The organism is Paraburkholderia dioscoreae (assembly GCF_902459535.1).
In the GTDB taxonomy this organism is placed as follows: Bacteria; Pseudomonadota; Gammaproteobacteria; order Burkholderiales; family Burkholderiaceae; genus Paraburkholderia; species Paraburkholderia dioscoreae.
Genome location: NZ_LR699553.1, coordinates 1,649,500 through 1,673,342, shown reverse-complemented (window position 1 = coordinate 1,673,342; position 23,843 = coordinate 1,649,500). Strand labels below are relative to the sequence as shown.

At 61.3% G+C, this 23,843-nt stretch carries 27 protein-coding genes; 21 read left to right on the top strand and 6 right to left on the bottom strand.

Annotation, left to right across the window (positions count from 1 at the left end):
* The first annotated feature begins 22 nt into the window (after positions 1 to 22).
* The 3 genes from PDMSB3_RS07455 to PDMSB3_RS37795 all read left to right on the top strand — a co-directional run bounded on the left by PDMSB3_RS07455 (position 23) and on the right by PDMSB3_RS37795 (position 2,256).
* Positions 23 to 1,384 (top strand): alkaline phosphatase family protein, encoded by a 1,362-nt coding sequence (locus PDMSB3_RS07455; RefSeq protein WP_232064134.1) that lies wholly within the window; start codon positions 23 to 25, stop codon positions 1,382 to 1,384.
* A gap of 264 nt (positions 1,385 to 1,648) precedes the next feature.
* Complete coding sequence (locus PDMSB3_RS07450; protein WP_157187837.1) at positions 1,649 to 2,038, top strand: hypothetical protein; 390 nt, start codon at positions 1,649 to 1,651, stop codon at positions 2,036 to 2,038.
* Positions 2,038 to 2,256 carry a hypothetical protein gene (locus tag PDMSB3_RS37795; protein WP_007182340.1) on the top strand — a complete coding sequence of 73 codons (219 nt, stop codon included), beginning with the start codon at positions 2,038 to 2,040 and terminating at the stop codon, positions 2,254 to 2,256. Before PDMSB3_RS07450 ends, PDMSB3_RS37795 begins: the two co-directional genes overlap by 1 nt.
* Positions 2,257 to 2,282: 26 nt before the next feature.
* Here PDMSB3_RS37795 and PDMSB3_RS07440 read toward each other — a convergent pair whose 3' ends face one another.
* Entirely contained in the window at positions 2,283 to 2,642 is a 360-nt protein-coding gene (locus PDMSB3_RS07440; protein WP_165185588.1) for a superinfection immunity protein, read from the bottom strand.
* Positions 2,643 to 2,685: 43 nt separating this feature from the next.
* Positions 2,686 to 2,961 (bottom strand): hypothetical protein, encoded by a 276-nt coding sequence (locus PDMSB3_RS07435; protein ID WP_007182342.1) that lies wholly within the window; start codon positions 2,959 to 2,961, stop codon positions 2,686 to 2,688.
* A 567-nt stretch (positions 2,962 to 3,528) separates the two neighbouring features.
* Here PDMSB3_RS07435 and PDMSB3_RS07430 point away from each other — a divergent pair.
* From PDMSB3_RS07430 to PDMSB3_RS07415, 4 genes are all read left to right on the top strand, one after another.
* Entirely contained in the window at positions 3,529 to 3,966 is a 438-nt protein-coding gene (locus tag PDMSB3_RS07430; protein ID WP_007182343.1) for a 2,4'-dihydroxyacetophenone dioxygenase family protein, read from the top strand.
* Positions 3,967 to 4,045: 79 nt separating this feature from the next.
* Entirely contained in the window at positions 4,046 to 4,402 is a 357-nt protein-coding gene (locus PDMSB3_RS07425; protein WP_165185585.1) for a nuclear transport factor 2 family protein, read from the top strand.
* Positions 4,403 to 4,485: 83 nt separating this feature from the next.
* A complete protein-coding gene (locus PDMSB3_RS07420) occupies positions 4,486 to 5,301 on the top strand; it encodes an SDR family NAD(P)-dependent oxidoreductase (RefSeq protein ID WP_007182345.1) in 816 nt (271 codons plus the stop codon).
* A gap of 54 nt (positions 5,302 to 5,355) precedes the next feature.
* Positions 5,356 to 6,153, top strand: coding sequence for an SDR family NAD(P)-dependent oxidoreductase (locus PDMSB3_RS07415; protein ID WP_007182346.1), 798 nt, complete (start codon positions 5,356 to 5,358; stop codon positions 6,151 to 6,153).
* A 99-nt stretch (positions 6,154 to 6,252) separates the two neighbouring features.
* Here the strand turns inward: PDMSB3_RS07415 and PDMSB3_RS07410 are convergent, their stop codons facing one another.
* The 3 genes from PDMSB3_RS07410 to PDMSB3_RS07400 all read right to left on the bottom strand — a co-directional run bounded on the left by PDMSB3_RS07410 (position 6,253) and on the right by PDMSB3_RS07400 (position 8,900).
* Positions 6,253 to 7,230, bottom strand: a complete 978-nt coding sequence (locus tag PDMSB3_RS07410) for a helix-turn-helix domain-containing protein (RefSeq protein ID WP_232064133.1) — start codon at positions 7,228 to 7,230, stop codon at positions 6,253 to 6,255.
* 231 nt (positions 7,231 to 7,461) lie between these two features.
* Complete coding sequence (locus tag PDMSB3_RS07405; protein WP_007182348.1) at positions 7,462 to 7,827, bottom strand: BON domain-containing protein; 366 nt, start codon at positions 7,825 to 7,827, stop codon at positions 7,462 to 7,464.
* A gap of 29 nt (positions 7,828 to 7,856) precedes the next feature.
* Complete coding sequence (locus PDMSB3_RS07400) at positions 7,857 to 8,900, bottom strand: porin (RefSeq protein ID WP_007182349.1); 1,044 nt, start codon at positions 8,898 to 8,900, stop codon at positions 7,857 to 7,859.
* A gap of 401 nt (positions 8,901 to 9,301) precedes the next feature.
* Between PDMSB3_RS07400 and PDMSB3_RS07395 the strand changes: the two genes are divergently transcribed.
* The gene (locus PDMSB3_RS07395) at positions 9,302 to 9,955 is read left to right on the top strand and encodes a GntR family transcriptional regulator (RefSeq protein ID WP_165185582.1); all 654 of its coding nucleotides are present in this window, start codon (positions 9,302 to 9,304) and stop codon (positions 9,953 to 9,955) included.
* Between the two features lie 39 nt (positions 9,956 to 9,994).
* Here the strand turns inward: PDMSB3_RS07395 and PDMSB3_RS07390 are convergent, their stop codons facing one another.
* Positions 9,995 to 10,729, bottom strand: a complete 735-nt coding sequence (locus tag PDMSB3_RS07390) for a class II aldolase/adducin family protein (protein WP_007182351.1) — start codon at positions 10,727 to 10,729, stop codon at positions 9,995 to 9,997.
* Between the two features lie 251 nt (positions 10,730 to 10,980).
* Between PDMSB3_RS07390 and PDMSB3_RS07385 the strand changes: the two genes are divergently transcribed.
* From PDMSB3_RS07385 to PDMSB3_RS07325, 13 genes are all read left to right on the top strand, one after another.
* Complete coding sequence (locus tag PDMSB3_RS07385; protein ID WP_165185580.1) at positions 10,981 to 11,679, top strand: SDR family oxidoreductase; 699 nt, start codon at positions 10,981 to 10,983, stop codon at positions 11,677 to 11,679.
* 86 nt (positions 11,680 to 11,765) lie between these two features.
* Positions 11,766 to 12,554, top strand: coding sequence for an SDR family oxidoreductase (locus PDMSB3_RS07380; RefSeq protein WP_007182353.1), 789 nt, complete (start codon positions 11,766 to 11,768; stop codon positions 12,552 to 12,554).
* A 37-nt stretch (positions 12,555 to 12,591) separates the two neighbouring features.
* On the top strand, positions 12,592 to 14,349 hold the full coding sequence (locus PDMSB3_RS07375; protein ID WP_007182354.1) for a GMC family oxidoreductase: 1,758 nt from the start codon (positions 12,592 to 12,594) through the stop codon (positions 14,347 to 14,349).
* Positions 14,321 to 15,082, top strand: a complete 762-nt coding sequence (locus PDMSB3_RS07370) for an alpha/beta hydrolase family protein (RefSeq protein WP_165185577.1) — start codon at positions 14,321 to 14,323, stop codon at positions 15,080 to 15,082. Before PDMSB3_RS07375 ends, PDMSB3_RS07370 begins: the two co-directional genes overlap by 29 nt.
* A 125-nt stretch (positions 15,083 to 15,207) precedes the next feature.
* On the top strand, positions 15,208 to 16,116 hold the full coding sequence (locus PDMSB3_RS07365; protein WP_007182356.1) for an NAD(P)-dependent oxidoreductase: 909 nt from the start codon (positions 15,208 to 15,210) through the stop codon (positions 16,114 to 16,116).
* Positions 16,113 to 16,466: an NIPSNAP family protein gene (locus PDMSB3_RS07360; RefSeq protein WP_007182357.1), complete on the top strand. Its 354-nt coding sequence runs from the start codon at positions 16,113 to 16,115 to the stop codon at positions 16,464 to 16,466. The genes PDMSB3_RS07365 and PDMSB3_RS07360 overlap by 4 nt, the downstream gene beginning before the upstream one ends.
* 33 nt (positions 16,467 to 16,499) lie before the next feature.
* Positions 16,500 to 17,558, top strand: coding sequence for an amidohydrolase family protein (locus PDMSB3_RS07355; protein ID WP_007182358.1), 1,059 nt, complete (start codon positions 16,500 to 16,502; stop codon positions 17,556 to 17,558).
* Complete coding sequence (locus tag PDMSB3_RS07350; RefSeq protein WP_007182359.1) at positions 17,555 to 17,893, top strand: NifU family protein; 339 nt, start codon at positions 17,555 to 17,557, stop codon at positions 17,891 to 17,893. The genes PDMSB3_RS07355 and PDMSB3_RS07350 overlap by 4 nt, the downstream gene beginning before the upstream one ends.
* Complete coding sequence (locus PDMSB3_RS07345; protein ID WP_007182360.1) at positions 17,890 to 18,909, top strand: fumarylacetoacetate hydrolase family protein; 1,020 nt, start codon at positions 17,890 to 17,892, stop codon at positions 18,907 to 18,909. Before PDMSB3_RS07350 ends, PDMSB3_RS07345 begins: the two co-directional genes overlap by 4 nt.
* Before the next feature lie 45 nt (positions 18,910 to 18,954).
* Positions 18,955 to 20,067, top strand: a complete 1,113-nt coding sequence (locus tag PDMSB3_RS07340) for an amidohydrolase family protein (RefSeq protein ID WP_007182361.1) — start codon at positions 18,955 to 18,957, stop codon at positions 20,065 to 20,067.
* On the top strand, positions 20,064 to 20,468 hold the full coding sequence (locus PDMSB3_RS07335) for a metal-sulfur cluster assembly factor (RefSeq protein ID WP_007182362.1): 405 nt from the start codon (positions 20,064 to 20,066) through the stop codon (positions 20,466 to 20,468). The genes PDMSB3_RS07340 and PDMSB3_RS07335 overlap by 4 nt, the downstream gene beginning before the upstream one ends.
* Positions 20,469 to 20,482: 14 nt before the next feature.
* Positions 20,483 to 22,189: a GMC family oxidoreductase gene (locus tag PDMSB3_RS07330; protein WP_007182363.1), complete on the top strand. Its 1,707-nt coding sequence runs from the start codon at positions 20,483 to 20,485 to the stop codon at positions 22,187 to 22,189.
* 45 nt (positions 22,190 to 22,234) lie between these two features.
* Positions 22,235 to 23,605 carry an MFS transporter gene (locus tag PDMSB3_RS07325; RefSeq protein WP_084747837.1) on the top strand — a complete coding sequence of 457 codons (1,371 nt, stop codon included), beginning with the start codon at positions 22,235 to 22,237 and terminating at the stop codon, positions 23,603 to 23,605.
* The last annotated feature ends 238 nt before the right edge of the window (positions 23,606 to 23,843 follow it).

Genomic DNA, 23,843 nt, shown 5'->3' with positions numbered 1-23,843 from the left:
GATGCCGTTGTACGGAGGCAGCATGTCAATGGACAGCATTAAAACCATCATCATCGTCATGATGGAGAACCGGTCGTTCGACCATGTTCTCGGTTATCTGAGCCTCGACGGAAAAGACGTCAACGGACTCTCTGCCGACCCCGCGTGGCAGCAGAATTTCGCGAATCTTTACGACGACAGGACATATGCGATCCATGCTCTCTCGCCGGCGACCCAACTGATCCCCGACCCTCCGCACGACCGCACGCCGATTTCGATACAAATAAACACGCCGTGCGCGAGTGGAGGCTGCCCCGAACTGGGTGGGTTCGTTGCAAGCTACGCGGCACGACACCCTGCGCCAGCCGATCTCTCGATGGTAATGGGCTATTACACCGCCGATGCGCTGCCTGTTTACGATTTCTTCGCAAACCATTTCACGATTTGCGATAGCTGGTTTGCGCCGCTTCCGACCGGAACCCAGGCCAATCGCCTGATGGCCATGTCGGGAGAGAGTGCGATTAGCGACAACGTTTCTGGTTTTCTCCCACAGCAGTCCCTGGTATATGACTGGCTGACCGCACACGCCACAAGCTGGTGTGTCTACCAGTCGGGAGGATTTTTCCCGTTCTTCAGCCTGATGCCCAAGTGGTTGCCCGAAATAGTGACGTCGCTCGCCTTGCCGTTGGATGGCATTGGCGGCAGGTTCAGGCGGTATTCGCGCTTCAAGGCAGACTGGACGAACGGTTCGAACATGCCTCAAGTCATTTTCATCGAACCGGAATACACGGACGGGCCACACCGGACTCCGAATGACGACCATTCGCCTACCGGCGTTGCTCCAGGGCAAGCGTTCCTCGCCGACATCTATCAAACGATTTCCACGTCAGAGCGATGGAATGAGACGCTGATGATCGTCACGTACGACGAGCATGGAGGGTTCTTCGATCATGTCAGTCCCCTCGATATCCCGACCGACGTTGCCGGATATCGGTTTCAGACTACCGGGCTGCGGGTACCAGCATTCCTGATCTCGCCCTATGTCACGCCGGGCGGCGTCTTTTCCGGCGACCTGGACCATACGTCGATCCTTCAGCTTCTCGCGGATAAATTCAACGCCGGCGGCACGTACTCCGCCCCGGTCAGTGCACGCACACAACTTTCGAAGCTCAGTTCCGCCCTTTCCGAAATGAAAACGCCGGGCCCTGCGCCCAGGCTGAATGTGCCAATGCCGGGAAACTCACCTGTACCGTCTCCCGTTTCGCAGCCAGTTGGCCTTTCGGCATGTGCACAAGCCTTTCGTAGCGTCGCGCTCAAAGTTCAGCAGGATCATCCGGAATTGCTGTCTTCGCCGAACTGGGGAGACCTCGCGGGCTTTGTCGCGACCTACAAGGGCGCGTCGTGAATCGACGCAAGGTCTATGTCCGTCTGGATTACTGCTGCACGCAGCGTGAAGCGGAGAAAGGAGTGACGTGGCCGCATTCCCGAGGCCGCATTCCCGATAACCTGGTCATTAGCGGGTTGGCGAGCGCGACAACGACGATGTCATTGTTTGCCAAAATACCTGTATGAATGTACAGTATCCCGCACGGACTTCCGTCGCGATGTTGGGTGCGCGACCGCCGTGTGGCCGCATGCGACGGCGCCTCATGCGTAGGAACCGTGAGTCGTGCAAGGTTTGGAACGACTGGAAAAATACGGAGAAGACATGCTTCGATTCTTGGGCCTCGGCGCACTGCTGCTGACAGTTGTTTCTACTGTGTCGGCAGGCGAACGCTATGTGGAAGTCTGGAATCCGCCTGAGGCGCGGGCCGACGCACCGCCCGCCAAACTGTCGCATAAACAGTCGATACATCGGCACAGTGCTTCGCGGACCGTGAAATATCATGCACGAAGCGCTCGGGCGCCCGCGCCGAAGTTGATTGCGAAACAGCGTGAAATCCCGGCGGATTCGCGAACCGCAACACCTGATCTGACAGACATCCCGCGGCAGATCACGCCTGAGGGGAACATCCTGCGGGTCGATTCCCGCCAGGCTTATGTCGGGGTGTCGCGTTAATGGAATCGGAAACCTACCACGGCTACAACATCTGGGGACATGCAATACAGCAGCATGAGGAACCGCATCGACCTGGACCTTACGCTGCCAGCGGAACCATTACTCAAAACAACAGGGTGATTGAAGCGTCCGGTGTCCTTGGCTTTTTCGATACTGACGAGGGCGCGCAGCAGGCTGGACTCGAATGGGCTCGCGCATGGATCGACAGCCACGGGTAGACCGTACCTTGCCATGCGGAAAAAACTCAATTCCTTGGGCAGCGATTGCTCCTTGCCGCAATGCGCGCTACCAACGGCACCAGCCGAGGGTTGACCACCGGGATTGAACTGGCACGACCTTCGGATCGGGCAACGATTGCGTTGATGGTAACGCGTGCAACTGCGCGTTGCGCCCGTCTTGCGAAGTGCTTCAATCGACGGTCGCTGATCGGATGCCGCGCCCATATCAGCGCAGCGAACCAGCCCAGAACCGTCCACCCGAGCAGAATGTTCACCATCGTCACCGCAAAGGCGTCTTCCCGGTTTCTGGCGTCGGCAATCATTGCGGGCGCCAGATAAAGCATCAGCACAGCGATCACGACCGCACCTTGAATAATCTTCAGCATTTCGACACCTCGCTGCAGCCTTGATCAGCAGACGCCTTTCGAATTAATGACGCGAGTACAGGCGAGCAGCCGACTGGTCAGGTTGACGGCTGCCAGACGCCACGGACTGCGCAACCACGCCGCCGTACGAATCATTGACGGAGCCGACCGCATCGTTGCGTTCCGCTGCGACGGTTTGTGCGCTCTGGCCTCGTTGTGACGCGGGAGCCCCGACCGAAGGACGGTAGGAAGGCGCCGGTCCATAGCCGCTGGCAAATGCAGGCGCAGCGATGGAGGTAGTGGCCGCAACGAGCAACATCGCAAGAAGTCTGTTTTTCATGATGGATCCCTAATCCGGTTTCAAGAGCGGTGCAAGTCGGTGAGACGCGCGCCGCTGACAGAATTCAGTTTAGGTGGGACCTATCTTTTTTCTATGCCGATAGCGTGAAATCACAATTGCTACGGGGCGAACAATCGGCGTTGGCCCGCCTGTGCAGGATTTGCGTGCGCCCGCTGCCACTGCCGTTTCCTGTCTCGTCTTTCGATGTCGACCTTTGCTGGCAACTTCGCCCTGAGGATTCAGCGGCGCAGCAGTGGCTCTGCGACACCATTGCACGTACGGTGAGCGGAGCCTGAGTTTCGCACCCTGAGAAGTCCCTCGGCGTGCGGCGCAAATCATGGACGCCAGACATTGGGTGGCCCGATGCATGAGTCATTCCGTTTCCGGTACGCGGCGAAGAAATCGAAGCCGTGCATTGGCGTCCGCACACCTCCACACCTCCACTGCACTGTCAGGCAACCCGAGTTGCGCTAGCGTGCAATCTTTGTCTCGTTGCCTGCGATATCGTTGTTTCACCCACAAACCTTACCGAACTCGATTCTGGTTCGGCGAAATCAGGAGACGACGATGGAAATCAAACCGAAGGTTCGCGAAGAAGCCGTTCAGATCGACGACATTCCGTGGAAGCCCTTCCCGGACGCACTTTCCCGAGGCGGCATTCGCTGGAAGATGCTCCACGCCTCGCCCGAGATGGGCGCGTGGACTGCGATTTTCGACTGTCCGGCCGGCTCGTCCTTTAACTCTCACTTTCACGTCGGGCCAGGCGAATATCTGCTGACAAAAGGCCGCATGGACGTCCGTGGCGGCAGCGAGGATGGCGGCGACACCGTCGTGGCGCCGGCATACGGCTACGAGTCTGCCAATGCCCGTCACGACAAAACCTCGTTCCCGGTCGACAGTGAGTTTTATATGACGTTCCTCGGCCCGCTTTCCTTTATCAAGGAAGACGGCACGCCAATCGTGGTGGTCACCTGGGACGAAGCCCAGCGCGCGTACGCGGGCTGAAAAGTCCGCTTTCCATGTCATGTATCGGCACGCTCATCGTTGCCGATACATCCCGCCGCCCCTCCTGTGGACATTCGACATGTCAAATTCCTCTGAACAGACCGAAGCTGCAACCAGGCAGATCCTCGACCATCATCTCGGCGCCTTTGCTCACGGCGTTGCGGAGATTCTCAAGGATTATGACGACGACTCCGCGCTCGTCACGCCGGACAAGACCTTTCGCGGCCGCGAGGAGATAACCGGCTTCTTCAAGGCCTTCCTTGACGGCGCGGACCCGGCGTTCTGGCCGGCGTTCAGGATTACGAGCATGAGCACGGTGCGCGACGTGGCATACCTCGCGTGGGAGGCGAAGCCCTGGGTTACCCTGGCAACGGACACACTGGTCGTCAAGGACGGAAAAATTGCGGTTCATACGTTCACGGCATTTCCCGCCTGACCGGGCACATCGGGCGTCACGCATCGTCTACGAATCATGTAACGCGAAGTCATTCGAAAGTACTACTACTCAAGGAGACAATCTTGACCCGCAAACTTGAAAGTCGCGTCGCCGTCGTAACCGGTTCCAGTTCGGGAAATGGACGAGCAATCGCGCTAGCTCTCGCGCGCGAGGGCGCGCATGTCGTCTGCTCTGATCTGAAGAAGTCGGCACTGCAAGGCGGCTACGAGAAGGATATCGAAACCGATACCGATGCGGTCATCACCCGGGAAGGCGGCAAGACCACGTTCATCGCGGCGGACGCCAGCAAAGCGGCCGACGTCCAGAAGATCATCGGCCATGCGGTTTCGACCTTCGGCCGGCTCGACATCATCGTCAACAACGCGGGCGTGTTTACCGGTCTGCACAGCATCATCGACGAGACGGAAGAGCAATACGATTTCACGATGAACGTGAATGCAAAAGGCGTTTGGCTCGGTTGCAAGTACGCTATCACGCAGTTCATGAAACAGGAACCGCTGACGACGTCGACCGGCGCCCAGGTCCGTGGCCGGATCGTCAACATCGCGTCCATCGGCGGCCTGGTCGGGCTGGCGCTCGAACCGGCTTATTGCGCGTCGAAGGGAGCGGTCGTCAATCTGACACGCGAACTCGCACTCGACTTCGCGCCCGAGCGCATCAACGTGAACGCGATCTGCCCCGGGTTTCTCGCAACCGCGATGGTGCGCTCCTTCCTCGAAAACGACGATACCAACAAGCTGCTTCACGACCTGACGCCGTGGCCGCGCGTCGGCACCGCGGACGATGTCGCGAGAGCCGCGCTATTCCTCGCTTCCGACGACGCGGAGTGGATGACGGGTTCCATGCTCACAGTCGACGGCGCCTTTACGGCACGCTGAACGCGGTAACGGCCAACCCGTTGCGGCTGGCCATCCTTTCTCCCAGGAGGATTCATGGAAAGGCTCAAAGGAAAGGTCGCCATCGTCACGGGCGCAAGTTCGGGATTCGGTCGCGGCATCGCAATGGCGTATGCAGCGGAAGGTGCCAGCGTGGTTGTCAGCGATATCCACGAGGCACCGAACCAGGGCGGCTTCGAAGGCAACCCGCAGTTGACTACCGTAGCCGCCATTACCGGGGCCGGCGGCAAGGCTCAGTATGTGGCATGCGACGTGACGAGGCTCGACCAGGTTGCGAACCTGGTCAAGGAAACGGTCCGGCTCTACGGCGGTCTCGACGTGATGGTCAACAACGCCGGTATATATCGGGCCGGCAAGCTTGCCCACGAGTTCGCGGTCGAAGACCTCGACGTCTGCTTCGACGTGAATGTGAAAGGCACGTGGTTCGGCTGTCAGGAAGCCATCAAGGTATTTCTGAAGCAGGCGCGCGGCGGCAATATCATCAACATCGTTTCGACTGCCGGCTTGCAAGGCCACCCGAAGCAGTCCGTCTACAACATATCGAAGGGCGCGGCCGCTAATCTGACACGCTGCCTGGCAATCGAATATGGGCGCGACAGGATTCGCGTCAACGGTATCTGCCCCACGTATGCGAAAACGTCGTTGACACGCGCGCTATTCGACGACAAAGACTTCGACAAGGTGTTCACGGACGCCATTCCGCTGAAACGCTGGGGCGAAGTCGAAGATATCGCGAACCTCGCGGTATTTCTCGCCTCGGACGAATCGAGTTACATTCACGGCGATCTCATTCGCATCGATGGCGGCGAGACGCTCTGCCGCTTCTCGGTGTAACTGGCTGGCCGCAACGCGCAACGCGGCGTGGCGTCGCCTTACCAGACAGTTTCGTTATTGAGCGGACAGGTCATCTCCTGTCCGCCTGTCGTCTGCCTGTCATGCCGGCTCATCTGCAGGCCCGGCCCCCACCGTCCGGCGCACGTCGCCCGGAGAGGCTCCATATTTTTCCTTGAACGCCCGGCAAAAATGGCTGGTCGAATTGAAACCCCAGCGGAATGCGATCTCCGAGATGTGCTGGCGGTTGTAGGCGGGATCCGTCAGAGCCAGCTTGCAGGCATGCAGCCGTCTGTCCAGAATCCACCCCGAGACGGTCATGTCGCTGCGCTGAAAAAGCATATGCAGATAGCGCAGCGAAATGCGGTTTGCTTCGGCAATTCGGGTTGGATTCAGATCGTCTTCGTGCAGATGTTGCAGAATGAAGTCCTGCACGCGCCGAAGCATGGCCGCGCTCGCATCGAACGTTGCAGACGGTTGCTGACCTGATAGCGCGATACCCAGCAGCTCGAGTGTGGACCTGTTGACGGGGCCTTGAACGCTCTCGTCGAGCGTCGCGATTTCATTTGAAAGCGCGAGCAGGTGAACGGCGAGCAGCGAGCCAACGCCCGTGCGGCTTTCGATCTTGCCGCCGGTGGGCGGGTGTTTGCGTTCCGGTAAGCGCTCACGCATCACCGACCAGGGAATCATCAAGGTGACCTTGTGCAGGCGCTCGAGAACCTCGAACTCGACAACCTGGTCGGTTGTCCAGACGACGACATCGCCCGAGGCGACCTCCACACCGGAATCTCCGATCCTGAACCGCTCGCGGCCGGCGGTCGTCAATTGAACGCCGACGTAAAGCTCATCGTCGTGGCGGACGTGTCCGCGCGTACGTTGTCCCATGCAAGGGTCGCAAACTGTCTCGACAATCCCCGCCCCGGCGAAGTCGTGCTGCTTCACATGGGCATAGAACGTGGCCGGAAGACGACGCGGAACCTGCCACTCGCGATAACTCGCACTGAGTACCGATTCCCAGGCGTCGGTGCGGTCGCCCAAAGGAACGTCGCTGGTTGACCATTCGGTCGAAGGATTCTGCACGTCGCGTCTCCTGTCTCCTCCGCGCCGCAGCATCTGTCCCGTGCTCCGTGCGCGCACCTTCACGCTTTCAAGGTACATGCGAATGGGTATCCCTACCAATAGGATGTACCCTGTTCAAACCCTATTTGCGAAATGGCGAAGACTGGCAGCGCAGCGCGTGGACGTCGAGCGCGCCGCCTTCTCATGCGAACGACACACTCGGCTGATTTCCAGATGCGACTCGCCGTCCGCCTACATCCGCGTTCGAATCGTCAGCGAATTGATGACCGCGTTCACTCCCGTCATGCCCTGCACCGCCTGACCGAGTTGCTGCGACTCGTCGGCACGCTGTACCGTCCCGGTAAGGCGCACGAGTCCATTGCGAGAACTGACCGACACGTCGCTGACATCGACACCTTTCAGCTTCGCGATCTGTCTGCGAACCGACCGTGTGAGTTGCTTGTCTTCGGGCGACTGTTTCCGGAAGTAACGATTGGGATGCGCAACGGCGTCGTCCGGCAAAGCCGCTCCGCTCGCCGACTGAGCTTGCGCGACGGGCGCGGTCACCATCGTCTGAAGGCTTGCGGCTAGCAGAAGCGCCACGATTGTTTTTCTCATGTGAAGTCCTTTTATCGATCCGTAAGCTGTCAGAAGTAATGCATGACGCCTGCATAGAAGCCGAGTTGATTGTGGCCTGGTGCGGGATTCCAGGCCGAGGTCTCGGGCTGTTCGACCGCGGAGAAGTTGGTGTTTTTCCCATTGATCAGATAGCCCACGGTCGCATAAAGAGAAGTTCGCTTCGACAGGTTATAGGTCTGTCCAAGGTCCAGCAGCGTCGCACTGCCTTGCCCATCGCGTTGATGGATATGGTATGCAGCAGCGGTGACGCGCAGAAACGGCGAAGCGGTGTAAGTCAGCCCCAACCAGCCGAAATCGGCATATCGTGGACCGCCGAGCGGAGCGTCGGGCGCGGCCATATAGGTGTACGAGACCTGCACCTTGAATGCGCCGCCCACAAACGCGGCCGCGGCGAACAACTGCTTCTGGGCCGTGTACAGATCGCTGTATTTGCCGTTCGGATCGCGAACCTCCTGGTAGACCGTTCGTGCCGAAAACGCGCCGAGTCGATAGCTCAGTTGCACGCCGTCGGCGCGCGCGCTATTGAACTGGCCGGGCACGCCGCTCAGCGAGTATTGAAAGCCCGCGTCAAAGCCGCCGAAAGTCGGCGTGTAGTAGCTGAATGTATTGCTGAAGTTCGGCCAGTTCGCGCCACGCACGAGCGAAGCCAGTCCGGCGTGCTGCTGCGAAAACGGGTCGTAGTCGAAGTTGCCGTCTTTCAGGATCGAGTCGTCGCGTCCCATCCGGAACGAGCCGAACGGTCCTGACATGCCCACCCAGGCATTGTTCCAGAATGGAGTAGCACTCAGCCCGTTTGTCACGAGCAGATAGTCGAGCAGCTTGAAGTTCACCTTGTAGCCACCGCCGATATCCTCCGTGCCGTAGACGCCGAAAGCGCTTGCGCCATCATCGCCGCTGTCGGCGCTCCACAGTGCGGAGCGCCGCCCGTCGGCGCCCGCCACATTACTGAGATATTGCACGCCGGCGTCCAGCCGTCCGTAGAGTGTCACGCTGCTCTGTGAAAAAGCAGCACTACTGACAATCAACAAACCTAGTCCTGCAAATTTTTTCACTTCCGTCTCCTCCTTGTCATGTCGTCCGCGGGCTCTTCTGTCGAATTTTTTCTGGTGGCCCGCACTCGGCGTACGCATCTGTTATCGAGCACGCAGATTGAATTTAAATTGAATTCAATTTAAATTCATTTATCGTTTTCCACTAGCGGTAGAGGGAAAGCCTGCGTGCAATGTGGCGGAATGCGGCGCCGCAAGGGAAAAGCGGGCCAAGTTGACGAAATTTCCGGCGCCGGTGCGTGCGCTTCGTCATGCGCACGTCTGGGTCGGCGCGGCATCCAATCGCACAGTTTCAGTGCGATGAATGCTGTGATACATTCAGAATACCAATCGAATGCAATCTGGGCGATTCCAACTTTCTGGCGTTCGCCGCGCAGCACAACCATCGACCCTTCCATCTACTCATGACGCAAGACACTCAGCCGCTTCATCACCAGGTCACCGAAATTCTGCGCAACAAGATAGTCGACGGGGTACTTCGTCCTGGCACGCCGATCTCGGAGCGCGAGCTATGCGAGGAACTGGAAGTGTCGCGTACGCCATTACGCGAAGCGTTAAAGGTGCTGGCATCGGAAGGGCTGGTGCAGCTTTTCCGCAATCGCGGCGCGATCGTGAGCCCCATTTCCGTCGAGACCATCGAAGACAAACTCGATGTCCTCGCCGCACTGGAAGGCTACGCGGCACGCCAGGTTTGCGAACGCGCAACGGACGCACAGCTTCGAGAACTCGCCCAACTGCATGAGCGATTCAGCCAGCACTTCGATTCCGATGAGACAGAGGAGTACTTCAGGCTCAATCAGTCTTTCCATCGCAAACTGATCGAATTGACGGGCAATCCCGTGCTGGCGGATATGCATTCAATGCTGTCCAGCCACGTACGGCGGCCGCGTATTGAAGGCGTGCGGCAGCATGTTCCCACCCACAGCGTCATCGACGAGCACGAGACGATCCTCAAGGCGCTGCTCGCGCGAGATGGCGCAGCGGCACAGAAAGCGGCAGAGGAACATCTGCACCGCGTGGCCGAGACTGTCGTCAAATATTTTCGCGGCATGCGCTAATAGCGGCGTAAAGCGGCCGCGCTGCGGCCGTTTCAAACCTCAAAGCTTGTACGAGGCGTCCAGCCGGTCCAGCATACGCAGGTAAGCTGGCCACTCCGCACCGCCGCGCCCGTTGTCGTGCTTTTCGAACTGACGCAGCGTTTTCTCGCAAACTTCCGGCGGCACTTCCACGAGCCGATCGCCGCTCGCCTGCAACATCAACTGGATACGGCACGCCTCGAGCAGATCCTTGATGCGGGTGAACGCCGCGGGCGCGCTTGCGGCGACGACGAGTACGCCGTGATTGCGCATGAAAAGCGCGGTGTGACTCGACAGATCGCGCGCAATCGACTCGCGCTCGCTCAAGCCATCGGTGATTCCCTCGTATTCGTGATAACCGATGCGGCCGTAAAAGCGAACGGCATATTGCGACACCATTTTGAGCGGCGCGCGGTCAGCGGAAACGGCAATGCCCGCCGCCGTATGAACATGAATCGCGCAGTTGATGTCCGGTCGGTCCGACAGCACACCGCCATGCAGAACGAATCCCGGCCGGTTGACACCGGCCGTCTCGTCGAGGTCGCCGTCGATGCGGACCTTGACGAGATTCGAAGCCGTCACCTCGGAATAAATCAGGTCGTGGCGCTTGATCAGGAAATGGTCGGGCGCGTCGGGAATGCGCAGCGAGACGTGGTTGTAGATTCCTTCGCCCCACCCGTGCTGTTCGATCAGTCGATAAAGCGCGGCAAGCTCGACACGTGCTTCGCGTTCGGCGTCCGAGATCGGATTTGGCATAAAGCGGTCCTTATGGTTGGCGCAAGCGGGCGACAGAGCCCACGAACAAGATAGGATTCAAATTGAATTCATTATGAATTCTAAAGCGCGCTCTCAATGTATTGCAATGAGAGGGAAAACCCTCGTCTCGTGCCCGAGCGGATGATGACGGTTGACAGTCATATCGCTCACCCCTATTATGAATTCAAATTGAATTCAATTCAGCGAACGCAACAGATGCGTCGAGCGGCTGACAATAAACAGGAGACGAGATGCAAACTGGCGCCCTTTCCGGCAAATCCGCGCTGATCACGGCGGCCTGCCAGGGCATTGGTCCGAGCGTCGCCGCTGCGCTGGCGGCACAAGGCGCAAGGGTGGTGCTGCATGCATTGCGTGAGTCGTCCGTTGAGGCGGTGCATGCTCTGGTCGCTACCATCCGTGGCGCGAGCGGCCAAGCCTCGGCCCTTTGCGGCGACCTGACCGATCCGGCAGCTATCGCAACCTTGTTCGACGAGGCCGAACGCGTTGTCGAAGGTGTCGGAATCGACATCGTTGTCAGCAATGCACCGGACGCACTGGCGTCCTGCCCGCTGGCCGACGTCGACCTCGCCGACTACGACAGGCTCACCGCGCTGAACGCCAAAGCGCGTTTCTTCGTTCTGCAACAGGCCGGCCGGCGCGTACGCGACAACGGCTGCATCGTCGTGACGTCGGGCGACGAGTCCCACGCGCTGGAGATCGGCAACGCGGTCCACGCGGGCGCGAGCGCGGCGTCGGAACTGTACTGCCGGGTGCTGGCGAAGGAGATCGGCGCGCGCGGCGTCACGGTCAACGTCGTCACTGCGAATCCGGGCGGCAAGCCCGTTGCGGATCTGACAGAAGCGGCCGACGTGGTCGCCTTCCTGGCCAGCCCCGAAGCCCGGTGGATCACCGGACAGCACATTCGCACCGGCGTCGCGCCGGCCGCCTGACACGAGTCCAGTACGAGCGCATCCGGTATGCGCTCGCTGCTACCACGCTTGCAGCCCCAGAAAAGCGATCAGCAAGAGACAGCCTCATGAATGATTCATCCCGCGCAACTGCGCCGCGCACCCCGACTACGCCGTTGAGCGGCAAAGTGGCCCTCGTCACCGGTGCGAGCCGCGGCATCGGCGCCGAGATCGCACGCACGCTCGCACGAGGCGGCGCGGCCGTGGTCGTAAACTATCGCGACGACGCCGATCAGGAAGACGCCGCAACTGTAGTTCACGACATCGAGCGAACCGGCGGCATGGCCAGCGCAGTACTTGCCGACGTCCGCGATCCCGAAGCGATCGCGCAGTTGTTCGATCGGACCGCCGCGACTTTCGGCGGTCTGGATATCGCCGTGTTGAATGCCGGCGGCGACGCGGTCGTGAAGAGCGTGATCGACACGAGTGAAGCGGATTTCGACCGCGTCATGGCACTGAACGCACGCGGCCAGTTCGTTGCGCTTCAACTGGCGGCGCGCAACGTGCGCGACGGCGGACGCATCGTGTTCATTTCTTCGAGTACGGCGTGCCAGCCGTATCCCGGCACGGCTTCGTACTCGGGCGCCAAGACCGCGACCGAAGTCTACGTGCGCGTGCTCGCCAGGGAAATCGCCGCGCGCCGCATTACCGCGAACGTCGTGTCGCCGGGCATGACCGCCACCCAGACCATGATGTCGCAGACCACTGAAGCCCGACGCGCAACCGTCATTGCCGCCACGCCCAAAGGTCGCATTGCCATGCCCGTCGACATCGCCGATGTCGTTCACTTCGTCGCCACCGACGCCGCGCGTGGCGTCACCGGTCAGATCCTTCACGTGAATGGCGGCCTGCTGTGAAGCGCCGCGCCTGCTCGACGTCACGGAGTACGAAGTCATGAGCGCCACGCCGACGCCCGCCAGCCTGGGTGCCTACGACGTCGTGATCATCGGTGCAGGCTCGGCGGGCTGCGTGCTGGCCAGCCGTTTGTCCGCGGATCCGCGCGTCACCGTTCTGCTGCTCGAGGCCGGCCGCGACTTCGCTCCCGGCACGGAACCCGGCACGTTGCTGGACAGCTATCCGCGCTCGTATGGACAACGTGAATTCTTCTGGAACGATCTGCTCGCGCAGGTGCGTCCAGGCGAAGCGCCCCGGCCGTTCGAGCAGGCGAAAGTGATCGGCGGCGGCTCGTCCGTGATGGGCATGGCGGCGTTGCGCGGTCTGCCGGCCGACTACGACGAGTGGGCGCAGAACGGCGCGAGCGGCTGGAGTTGGGAGGACGTGCTGCCCTACTTTCGACGTATCGAGCGCGACATGGATTACGCAGGCCCGCTGCATGGCGACACGGGACCTGTCACAATCCGCCGCCATCATGCCGCGCAATGGCCGCCATTCAGCGCCGCAGCCGCCGCCGCATTGCGTCAGCGCGGCTTCACCGAACTCGGCGACATGAACGGCGAGTTTCGCGATGGCATTGCCGCGGTACCGATGAGCAACACGACCGAACGGCGCATCTCCGCTGCCACCGCCTATCTGGACGCACAGGTTCGCGCGCGGCCGAATTTACGCATCGTGTCGTCGGCACACGTGGATCGTGTGTTGATTCGCGACCGTACCGTCACGGGTGTCGCGCTGACCACCGGCGGCGTGGCGCACGAAGTACAGGCCCGGCGAGTGATCGTCGCGGCCGGCGCGATCTACTCGCCCACGCTGCTCATGCGTTCGGGCGTCGGCGATCCGGTCGCGTTGCGCGCGCTCGGCATCGAGGTGCAAGCCGATCTGCCAGGCGTCGGCCGCAATCTGCTGAATCATCCTATGCTCTCGATCGCGGCCCATCTGAAACGCAATTCACGGCAATCCGCGGCGTTGCGGCCGGGTTTCAGCAACTGCCTGCGCTACTCGTCCGGTATTGCGAATTGCCCCGCCAGCGATATGTTCATGGTGCTGTTGAACAAAACCTCGTGGCATGCGCTAGGCCGCGCGATGGGCGGTGTCGGCGTCTCCGTCTATAAATCGTTTTCGCGTGGCAGCGTTACGCTCGACTCTGCCGCGCCGCAAGCAGCGCCGAAGGTGGAATTCAATCTGCTTTCCGACGAGCGCGATCGCGTGCGTTTGCGCGACGGTCTGCGGTTCGCGCTCGACATGCTCGCCGATCCCATTGTGTCGGCCCACCTCAACGGCGCCTGCCTCCCGACGCAAGGCAAGCTGATTCGCGCACTGAATCAGCCCACGCTAACCAATGCCGTGAAAGCGCGCTTACTCAGCAGCGCACTCGACATGTACGGGTCACTGCGTCGGCGCGCGATCGCCTACGTCGGAATCGATGCAGAAATTTTGCGCGGCGACGATACGCTGCTCGAAGCGGTCGCGCGCGAGCGCGCGGTGCCGGTTGGCCATGTCGCCGGCACCTGCAAGCTGGGCGCGCCGGCCGACCGGCTCGCCGTAGTCGACGCCGACTGCCGTGTGTACGGCGTGAACGGTCTGAGCGTCGTCGACGCGTCGATCATGCCGGCCATGGTGACCGGCAATACGAACATCCCCGTCATCATGCTGGCCGAGAAGGCCGCCGAGCGCATGACGACAGATCCCGATTCGTTTCAGTCATCCATCATCCGGAGAACCGATTGTGTCGAACCCCAGCTACTCCACCCATGATGTCACGCTCACGGGCGACGGCCTCACCCTCGGTGCACGCCATTACGCGCCTGCCAACGGCCAACGCGCGCCGGCTGTCATCGTCTGTCCCGGCGGCATCAGCACTGGCCTGATCGACAGCATCGACTGGCTGGCGAGCCGGCTCGCGGCAGGCGGCTTTCACGCGCTGTCCGTCACCTACCGCGCCGGCTCGCCGATCGACGATCACCGCGACATCAAGATCGCATTCGACTGGTTGCAACGCCAACCTTCGGTCGCGCCGGACAGCACGGCCGTCATGGGCATGTCGCGTGGAGGCACGAGCGCACTGCGCGCGGCCGCCGAATGGCCCGAACTGCGCGCCGCGCTTTCATTCGGCTCACCGACCGATCTGCTGCAGCATGTGCGCGGCGTAGCGGGATACGCACCCGGACGCTACGCACTGCTTTGCCAGTGGCTAGGCGGCGCACCCGACGAACACCGCGCATTTTATGAAGAGGTGCAACCCATCAGTCATGCTCACAAAATTCGTCAACCGGTGCTCGGCATTCATGGCGCGTTCGACATGCATGTACCGGTCGAACAAACGCAGTGGATGAACGAAGCGTTGAAGCGCCATAACAATCCGCACGCCGAAACTCATGTGATTCCGTTCATGAATCACTATTGCGACGTCACTCCCACGTATTCGTTCGACTTCGATCTGGTTACGCAACCGGCCATCGAATTTCTTCGACGTCATCTGAGCCGCTAAAAAAGACCTCACGAGCCGACGTGATCGACCTTAGGGAAATCACGCCTCTCTTATTGAATTCAATTTGAATACAATATGAATCATAAATTATTTGAAGGCATTCTGGAACCTGGAGGAGCTGAACGATGGCAGGCAAAGTCGGAATAATCGGCATCGGATTGATGGGTTTGCCAATGGCGAACTCGCTGCTCGAACGCGGCTGGCAAGTGAAAGGCTATGACATCGCCCCCGCGCGGCGTGCGGCGCTGGCAGATATCGGCGGCGAAGTCGCAACCCGACTCGCGGAAGTCGCGGCCTACAGTGATCATCTGATTCTGTCGCTGCCTTCGGGCGCCGCGCTGCATCAGGTGATCGATCAACTCGCAGCAGCGACGCACGCTCCCCACGTCATTCTGGAAACGAGCACGCTCTCTATCGACGACAAGGAACGCGCGGTGGCGACCCTGAACCGCTCAAGCGGCGCGCGTTTGCTGGACTGTCCGTTGATCGGCGGCGCGGTGCAGGCTAAAGAGGCCACGCTGAGCGCACTCGTGAGCGGCGACGAAACCGCCTGGCGCGAAGTCGAGCCGGTGCTTCAGGCGATCTCGCGGCAGCAACGCTATGTGGGCGCATTCGGCATGTCGTCACGACTCAAATTCGTCGTGAACCACCTGGTCAGCACGACGACGGTTCTGATTGCCGAAACGATGCAGTTCGCCACGCGCGCAGGCATCGATATGAACCTGATTCACGACGTGATCGGCAATAGCCCCGCTGCTTCCGGCATCTGGCGTGCCCGCGTGCCGTTGATGATCGCCGGTGTCTACGACGATCCCGTCACCAAGGCAGCCGATCTGGCAATTCCATTCAAGGATACCAGGATCATTGCCGACTACATCGCAAGCCACCGCGCGGTAACGCCTCTTTTCGACGCCGCGTTGAAGATCTATGCCGTCGCCGAGGAACAGCAGCGCGCCGACCAGGACGCCGCCGCGCTCTACGAGGTGTTCGGTTCGCTTGCCACGCCTGAAGGCGGCGCAGGAGTCACGGGATGATCGTCGAACAACGCACCTATACGGTCGACATGCACAAGCTGAAGGCCTGGCTCGACGTATGGGAGAACTACGCGCTGCCGGTTCAACTCGATCATGTTGCCGCGTTCGACGGCACCTTCCTCGGTATGTTCGTCACCGATATCGGCCCGCTCAACGAAGTGACGCATTTATGGCGACACCAGAGTCTCGCGAGCCGCGAGCAGATGCGCGCCGCACTGGAAAGCGATCCACGCTGGGCAGTTTATCGGCGCGAAGTCGATCGGCTCGCGCCGATGCTCGCCATGCGCAGCGTGATCCTTCGGCCTACCTCCTTTTCACCACAACTGGATACCCGCAGCGTCGCTGCGTGAATCACCGCCCGTCGCCTGCTTCTGGAGCGCATCATGATTGACGACATTTTCGTGTTCGATAACGTCATCCACCTGTACGACATGTCGACGCCCAACATCCGTCGCGACCGCGCGGACGCCGCGCCGGCACGAGACAGGATTCTGGCTTACGTGAACAAACTGCGCTGGCCGGGTGTGCCGCGTCACGACGATCCCGACTTCGAGTGGGCTCGCCGCTGGGAGGTCGACGACATGTACGATCTCGTGTTCAACAGCTCCCCCACCGACATGGCCATGACCCAGGTCGTGCCGATGTTCGACTGGTTCGAAGACTGGTACGCGCCGGTCCTCACCCAGCACGCCATGGCCGCAGCCCACCCGCAGCGCGTCATGTTCTGCGGCGGTGTGGACCCGATGTACCGTGGACTGAACGACGCTCTGGATCAGATCGACTTCCAGGTCGGCACGCTCGGCGCGAAGTCGCTCAAGTTCTACAACGGTCATGCAAAGATCGCCGACTGCTGGCGGTGCGACGACGAACGCATTGCATACCCTTTGTTCGAGCGCGCCCGCAACACCGGCATCCGCGTGTTGCAGTTTCACAAAGGCAATCCGTACGGTCTGCAGAACATGGAATATCTGAGTCCGATTGATCTGCAAGGCCCGGCGCGTGATTTTCCCGACATGAATTTCGTGGTCCATCATCTCGCGCTTCCGTATTTCGAGGAGATGTTGTCCATCGCTGCGCGGTTTCCGAACGTCTACCTGTCGCTGGCAGGTTATATGACGTTCTACCGGATCGCACCGCGCCGCGTGCAGGATCATCTTGGCCGGCTGCTTCAGATGGTCGGCTCCGACAAGATCCTGTGGGGCTCGGAGGCCGCGCTGGCAGGCGGACCGGCTCCTTATCTGAACGCGTTCATGGAAATCGAAATACCCGAAGATCTGCGCGTGGGCTATGGCTATCCACAGATTACGCGCGACGATCGCCGCAAGATTCTCGGCGAGAACTTCGCGCGCCTGATGGGCGTGAACATCGAAGAGAAAAAACGGGAGCTGGCTGCATTGCCGGCGACGAATCCGCACGCCGCTGCGGGCGCGGTGAAAGCATGAGCGCCGAGCGCAAGGCGGTCGACCAGACGGTCGACGCGCTATCGAAAATGATCCGCGCTCATGCCGGCGGTCTGGAACTGATCGACCTCAGCGCCGACGGTGTCGTGACCGTGAAGTACACCGGCATGTGCGCCGGTTGCCAGTATCGTCCCGTGACCACGGCGGGCTCCGTGCGGCCGGCACTGCTCGCTGTCGCGGGCGTAACCGACGTCGTCGTGCTCGGCACGCGCATTTCCGCGGAAGCCGAGGCACGCCTCGCGCAGGAACTCGCGCCTTATGCCGTTCAGGCCCGTGTCACACGAATCGTGCAACGCTCAGCCTGGAGTGACTCATGAAGCTGGTCTCTTTCCACACACCCGACGCCCCCGGCGCCCGCGTCGGCGCACTGGTCGAATCGGCCAGAGCTTTGCCCGGTGCCGGCGCCAGTGTGGTCGATCTCTCTCTCGCGTACGCCGCATGGCGAAGAGACGTCGAGCACGACCCATTCGCCGACGATCTGGCCCGCATCCGCATTCCTGCCGATATGAAGCGCTTTCTGGAAGGCGGCGGCCATTCGATGCGCGCGGCGCGCCACGCGCTGCGGCACGTTCACGCACTCGCGCAAAGCCCCGATAACACCGTTCTCGCTCGCAGCGGAATCCTGCGCCCGCTCGCCGCGGTCCGGCTGCTTGCGCCGCTGCAACGGCCCGGCAAGATCATCGCGATCGGCGCGAACTACAGCGGCCACATCCAGGAAGGACGCGACGCCGGCGTGTTACGCGAACTGCCTCAATATCCCGTCGCATTTCTGAAGATGCCGTCCGCCGTGATCGGTCCCGACGAAGCCATTACGCGCTCGCGCCACACAGAGGAACTCGATTACGAGATCGAACTCTCGATGGTGATCGGCCAACGCTGCCGCGACCTGAGTGCGGACAACTGGCGCGAAGCGGTGGCCGGCTTCACGATCGTCAATGACATCAGCATGCGCGATCTGATCGTCGTCGAAAAACCGACCGGCGTCGTGTTTCAGGGCAAGAATCTCGATACCACCTGCCCGCTCGGCCCCTGCATCGTCACTTGCGACGAACTCGCCGATCCCGACGCGCTGAACATTGCGCTACGTGTCAACGGCGAAACGCGGCAGCACGACAACACCCGCCAGATGATTTTCAAATGCGGCGAGATTCTCGCTTACTGGTCGTCCCGTCTCACCCTCGAACCGGGCGACATCGTGACGACCGGTACCACCAGCGGCGTCGCGGGATTCAACAGGCGTTTCCCGGAGCGGCTGCTGAAACACGGCGACGTGATCGAAGCAGAAATCGAAGGGATCGGCATCCTGCGCAACACGGTAGTCGACGAACGCTGACGTGCCACGGCCACGGCCACCGCAAAAAAAAGGAGGAGACACCCTATGCAAGACGCCCAACCTCGCTGGCCGCTCGATGATGTATTCGTCATCGACTCGACCGTACACGGCTATAACACGACGCTGGAAAATCATGTCGACGGCATTTTCAAGGAACGTGTGGCCATACAGTTGTCCGACACGCTCTACGCCGGTCACAGCAAGCTGATTCCCGATGGCGATCCCAAATGGGCGTTGTCGCGCGAGCGCTTCCGGCATGCCGCCGATCCCGATCTGATGGCACAGGCATTGTTCGCCGAAAGCCAGACCGACGTGTGTATCTATCACGGCACGCCGCTCTACGGCATCTATCGCGACGGCGGCTCGCCACTCTCGGTCGGCCGCGCGATGCGCGAACGTTACCCGGATCGCGTGGCGCTGTATGGGCCGGTTAGTCCCTGGCAGCCTGACGCGCTCGACCTGATCGATCAGTTGGTCGAAGAAGACAAAGTGGTCGGCCTCAAGTTTTATCCAATGGATCTGGTTGACGGCGAGGTGAAGAGCTACCGGCTCGACGACCCTGAAATCGCATTCCCGCTGCTGGAAAAAGCACGCAAGCTCGGCGTGAAAATGATTGCCACGCACAAGGCGATTCCGCAAGGGCAGGTGCCGAGCGAACCGTTCGCTCCGTTCGACGTGGCGGGCGCGGCCACCGCCTTTCCCGACCTGACCTTCGAGGTCGTGCATGGCGGGATCGCGTTCCTTGAGGAAACCGCCTGGCAGATGCAGCGCTTTCCAAACGTGACAGTCAATCTCGAAGGCAGCAGCGCGTATCTGCTACAGCGCTCGCCGCGCCGCTTCGCCGAATTGCTCGGCTCGCTGCTGGTATGGGGCGGTGAAGACAGGATCTTCTGGGCTACGGGGTGCGTTGCCCATCATCCGCGCCCGTTCATCGAATTGTTCTGGGATTTTCAGATTCCGGACGACATGTGCGAGGGCTTCGGCTACCCGAAACTCACGGAAGCGATGAAGCGGCAAATTCTCGGCCTGAACCACGCGCGCTTTCTCGGCTGGAATGTCGCCGCGCTGCGGCAGCGGCTCGCGGGCGACGAATTCGGCCGGCTCGCTGCCCTCGCGCCGCCATGGAGCCAGGCGGCGCAGCAGGAGCGTGCGGCATGATCGGCGAAACGCAGGTGCGTGCGGCGCTGAACGGCATCATCGATCCTTGCAGCGTCGCGGCCGGGTGCGCGGCAGGTCTCGACGATATGGGCCTTGTCCGGCGCGTCGAGCTTGCAGCGCTCCCGCACGGCATGCACGTCACCGTTACGGTCGCGGTCACGGAATATGGCTGCCTGATGGGCGCGCCGTTCGCGAGCGAAGCGTACCGGACACTGAGTGCGTTGCCAGGCGTGGCAAGCGTCGACGTGAAACTCGACGACCAGTTCGACTGGGATCCGCTGGACATGAGCGAGTCGTACCGGGACCGTCTGGTGCATCACCGCCGGATTCGCGGCGGCGTGATTCCGATTCGGCCCCTGCCGGGCACGTCACCGTGCAGCGGCAAGGCCGGAGCCACCTGAGCGCTATGCGACCCATGGATACCGTTTTCGACTACCTGATTATCGGCGCGGGCGCCGCAGGCTCGGTCCTCGCACACCGGCTCTCAGCCGATCCGCGGGCGAGGGTTGCGCTGGTCGAGGCCGGCGCGGATTTGCTGCCCGGTCGGGAGCCGGCAGACATCACGAATATCTTCCCATTGTCCGCGTTCAATCACGACTATATGTGGCGCGATACCCGGGTGCACTGGCGCCGCGCGGACAACTCGCCGGCCGTGCCATTGCAGCAAGGCAAGATCATGGGCGGTAGCACGGCGATCATGGGCATGTGGGCACTGCGCGGCATGCCCGGCGACTATGACGGCTGGCGCGACGCAGGCGCGCGCGGCTGGGGCTGGGACGACGTGCTGCCGTATTTCGTCGGCCTGGAGCACGACATGGACTTCGCCGGCGCAATGCATGGCAAGACGGGGCCGATTCCGATTCGCCGCGAGACCGAAGCGCAATGGCAACCGCTCGCGCGCGCGGTATCGCACGCGTCGCGCAGACTCGGCATGCCGCAGATCGACGACATGAACGCCGACTTTCGCGACGGCCACTGCTCGCTACCGATCAGCCGTCGCGCGAACTCGCGCGCGTCAGCCGGTCTGTGCTATCTCGACGCCGATACTCGCCAGCGCGCCAATCTCACGATATTCGCGCAAACGGAGGCAACCCGGCTGATCGTCGAGGGCCGCAAGGTGACGGGCGCGCAACTGCTCCGTGCGGACGGTAGCCAGATGTCGGCGTATGCGCACGAAACGATCGTGACCGCCGGTGCGCTTCGAACTCCGGCGCTGCTGTTGCGCTCCGGGATCGGGCCAGCAAAACATCTGGCCGAAATGAACCTGCGCGTGGTCGCCGATCGTGCAGGAGTCGGACGCAATCTCCAGAATCATCCGATCGTATTCACGACGGCGCTGCTGCAACCTGACGGCCGCGACGCACCCGGTTGGCGCCCCGCCGGATCGACGTACTTGCGCTGGTCGTCCGCACATGAGAAGTGTCCACGCGGCGATCTGGGTTTGTATGTGCGCAGCTATCTGTCATGGCATGCACTGGGACGACAACTCGCGTCGCTGGCGCCGGTATTGATGCGCCCGTTTTCAAGCGGTGAAGTCGCGCTCGATCCTGCGAAGCCCGATGGCGCGCCAAGAGTCGCTTTCAATTTTCTGTCCGACTCGCGCGACATGACGCGCCTGCTCGACGGCATGCGCATGGCGATCGACATGTTCGCCGCGCCAGAAGTCTCCGCGATGTGCGGCGCGCCGTTCATACTCGAAGACGTGGCGGGGTTGATGCGCTACAACCACGTGTCCCGTTGGAATGCGATTCGCGCCCGTGTCGCCGCAACGTGGATCGACACCGACCCACGCGGCGGCATGCGCACGCTGGAGCGGTTCGCGAGCATGCGTTCCCTTGCGGCCTTCACAGCGGATGAGGAAGGTCTCGTCCGCCTGATCGAAAAAGCGGTGACCGGCACCGGCCACGTATGCGGCACGTGCAGGATGGGCGATGCCGCCGACCCAATGGCCGTGACATCGCCAACAGGCAAGGTATATGGCGTAGACGGCTTGCGTGTGGCCGACGCATCGGTTATGCCATCTGTGCCAAGCGGCAACACGCATATTCCCACCATCATGGTCGCGGAGAAAATAGCCGCCGCCATGACCGGCCGGGCCCACACGACGAGGCTTGCCGGATAACACGCAAGCGCGTCGCGAACAGCGGTATTCATGCGATAAAAAGGAATGAACATGGAGACAGGCAAGCGTATCGACGTGGTCAGCGTGATCGATGGAGCACCGCTGAGCGCCTTTCAGTGGCGAGTATTTGCGCTGCTGTTCATCATCATCATGCTCGACGGCTACGACACTCAGGCGATTGCTTTCGTCGCGCCTGCCATTTCGAAGGCGTGGCATCTCGCACCGTCAGCCTTCGGCCCGATCTTTTCGGCCGGACTGCTTGGCACTGTCATCGGCGCGGTGGGTTTCGGCATGCTAGCGGACCGGATCGGTCGACGAATGCTCGTGATTGGTGCGGTCGCGCTGTTCGGTTTGCTGACTGGCGCCTGCGCGTTCGCGACAGGCTACGACGAACTGCTGATTTGCCGCCTCGGGGCCGGCGTCGGTCTGGGCGGTGCGCTGGTCAACTTCCTGGCGCTGGCATCGGAATATGCACCGGCCCGCTCCCGCACCACGATCGTCACGATCAGCATGTGGGGTTTCCCGCTCGGCGCGGTAATCGGCGGCTCGTTCGCCGGCCGCATGATCGAATATCAAGGCTGGACGTCGATTTTCTATCTCGGCGCGGTGTTGCCGCTGCTCTGCGTGCCCGTGCTGTTGATTCTCCTGCCTGAATCCGTGCGCTATATGACCTATGTGAGCGGCAAGCGCGCAGCCATGGCACACATTCTGTCGAAAATCGACGGCGTCAATACGTTCCGCGCGGGCGACGATTTTTACCTCATTGAACCACGTGCGACTCGCGGAAGTGTGCGTGAACTGTTCGCCAACGGTCTGGGAAGGGGCACGGTGCTGCTGTGGATCACGCTGTTCGCAAGCCTCGTGCTGACCTACTGCCTGATCAACTGGATTCCGTCGCTGTTGAGACAGGCCGGTTTGCCGATCAAGGATGCTGTGCTCGGCACGGTAATGATCAATTTCGCCGGTATCGTGGGCAGTCTGGCGGTATCGCGTGCGATGAAGCGCAGGCCATTGCGCGTTCTCACATTAGCCTACCTGCTCGGTGCGGTGTCGGTCGCGTCGATCAGTTTCGCTGAGCACAACGTAGTGCTGATCATGATTTCAATCTTTCTGACCGGCTTTTTCATCATCGGCGCGCAACTCGCCGTGACCGCGTTCATCACCGGCTACTATCCGACCTCGATCCGCGGTACTGGCGTTGGCTGGTCACAAGGCGTCGGGCGCTTCGGCTCGCTGCTAGGACCGCTGGCAGGCGGCGCCGTTATTGCCGTCAGCGCACAGCCTTCGCACGTGTTCCTGTTCTGTGCAATTCCGGCGCTGGTCGCGTGTGCGGCGCTGTTCGGACTTGGGCGCACGATGCACCCCTCGAGCAACGAAAGCGCACACGAGTTGCAGGTGGCGCCACCGCGCCACTGAGCCGCAGTCCGAGGCAACCAACCTCCTCGTCGAACGACAAGGCAATGTGGATCGGACGGCACAGTCTTGCAGCGAGCATCTCCGGCACGAGTGCCATACAAGCCGGTCAGGCGGTCGAGCATGGCGTCGGGCGCTTTAAGCTCCAGAGCCAATGCCAACTAACGCTTCGCAAACAACCGCAGTGTGCTCGTAAGCACTTGCAGCATCGGCGTTTTGCCCAAACGGCCGAACATGGGCG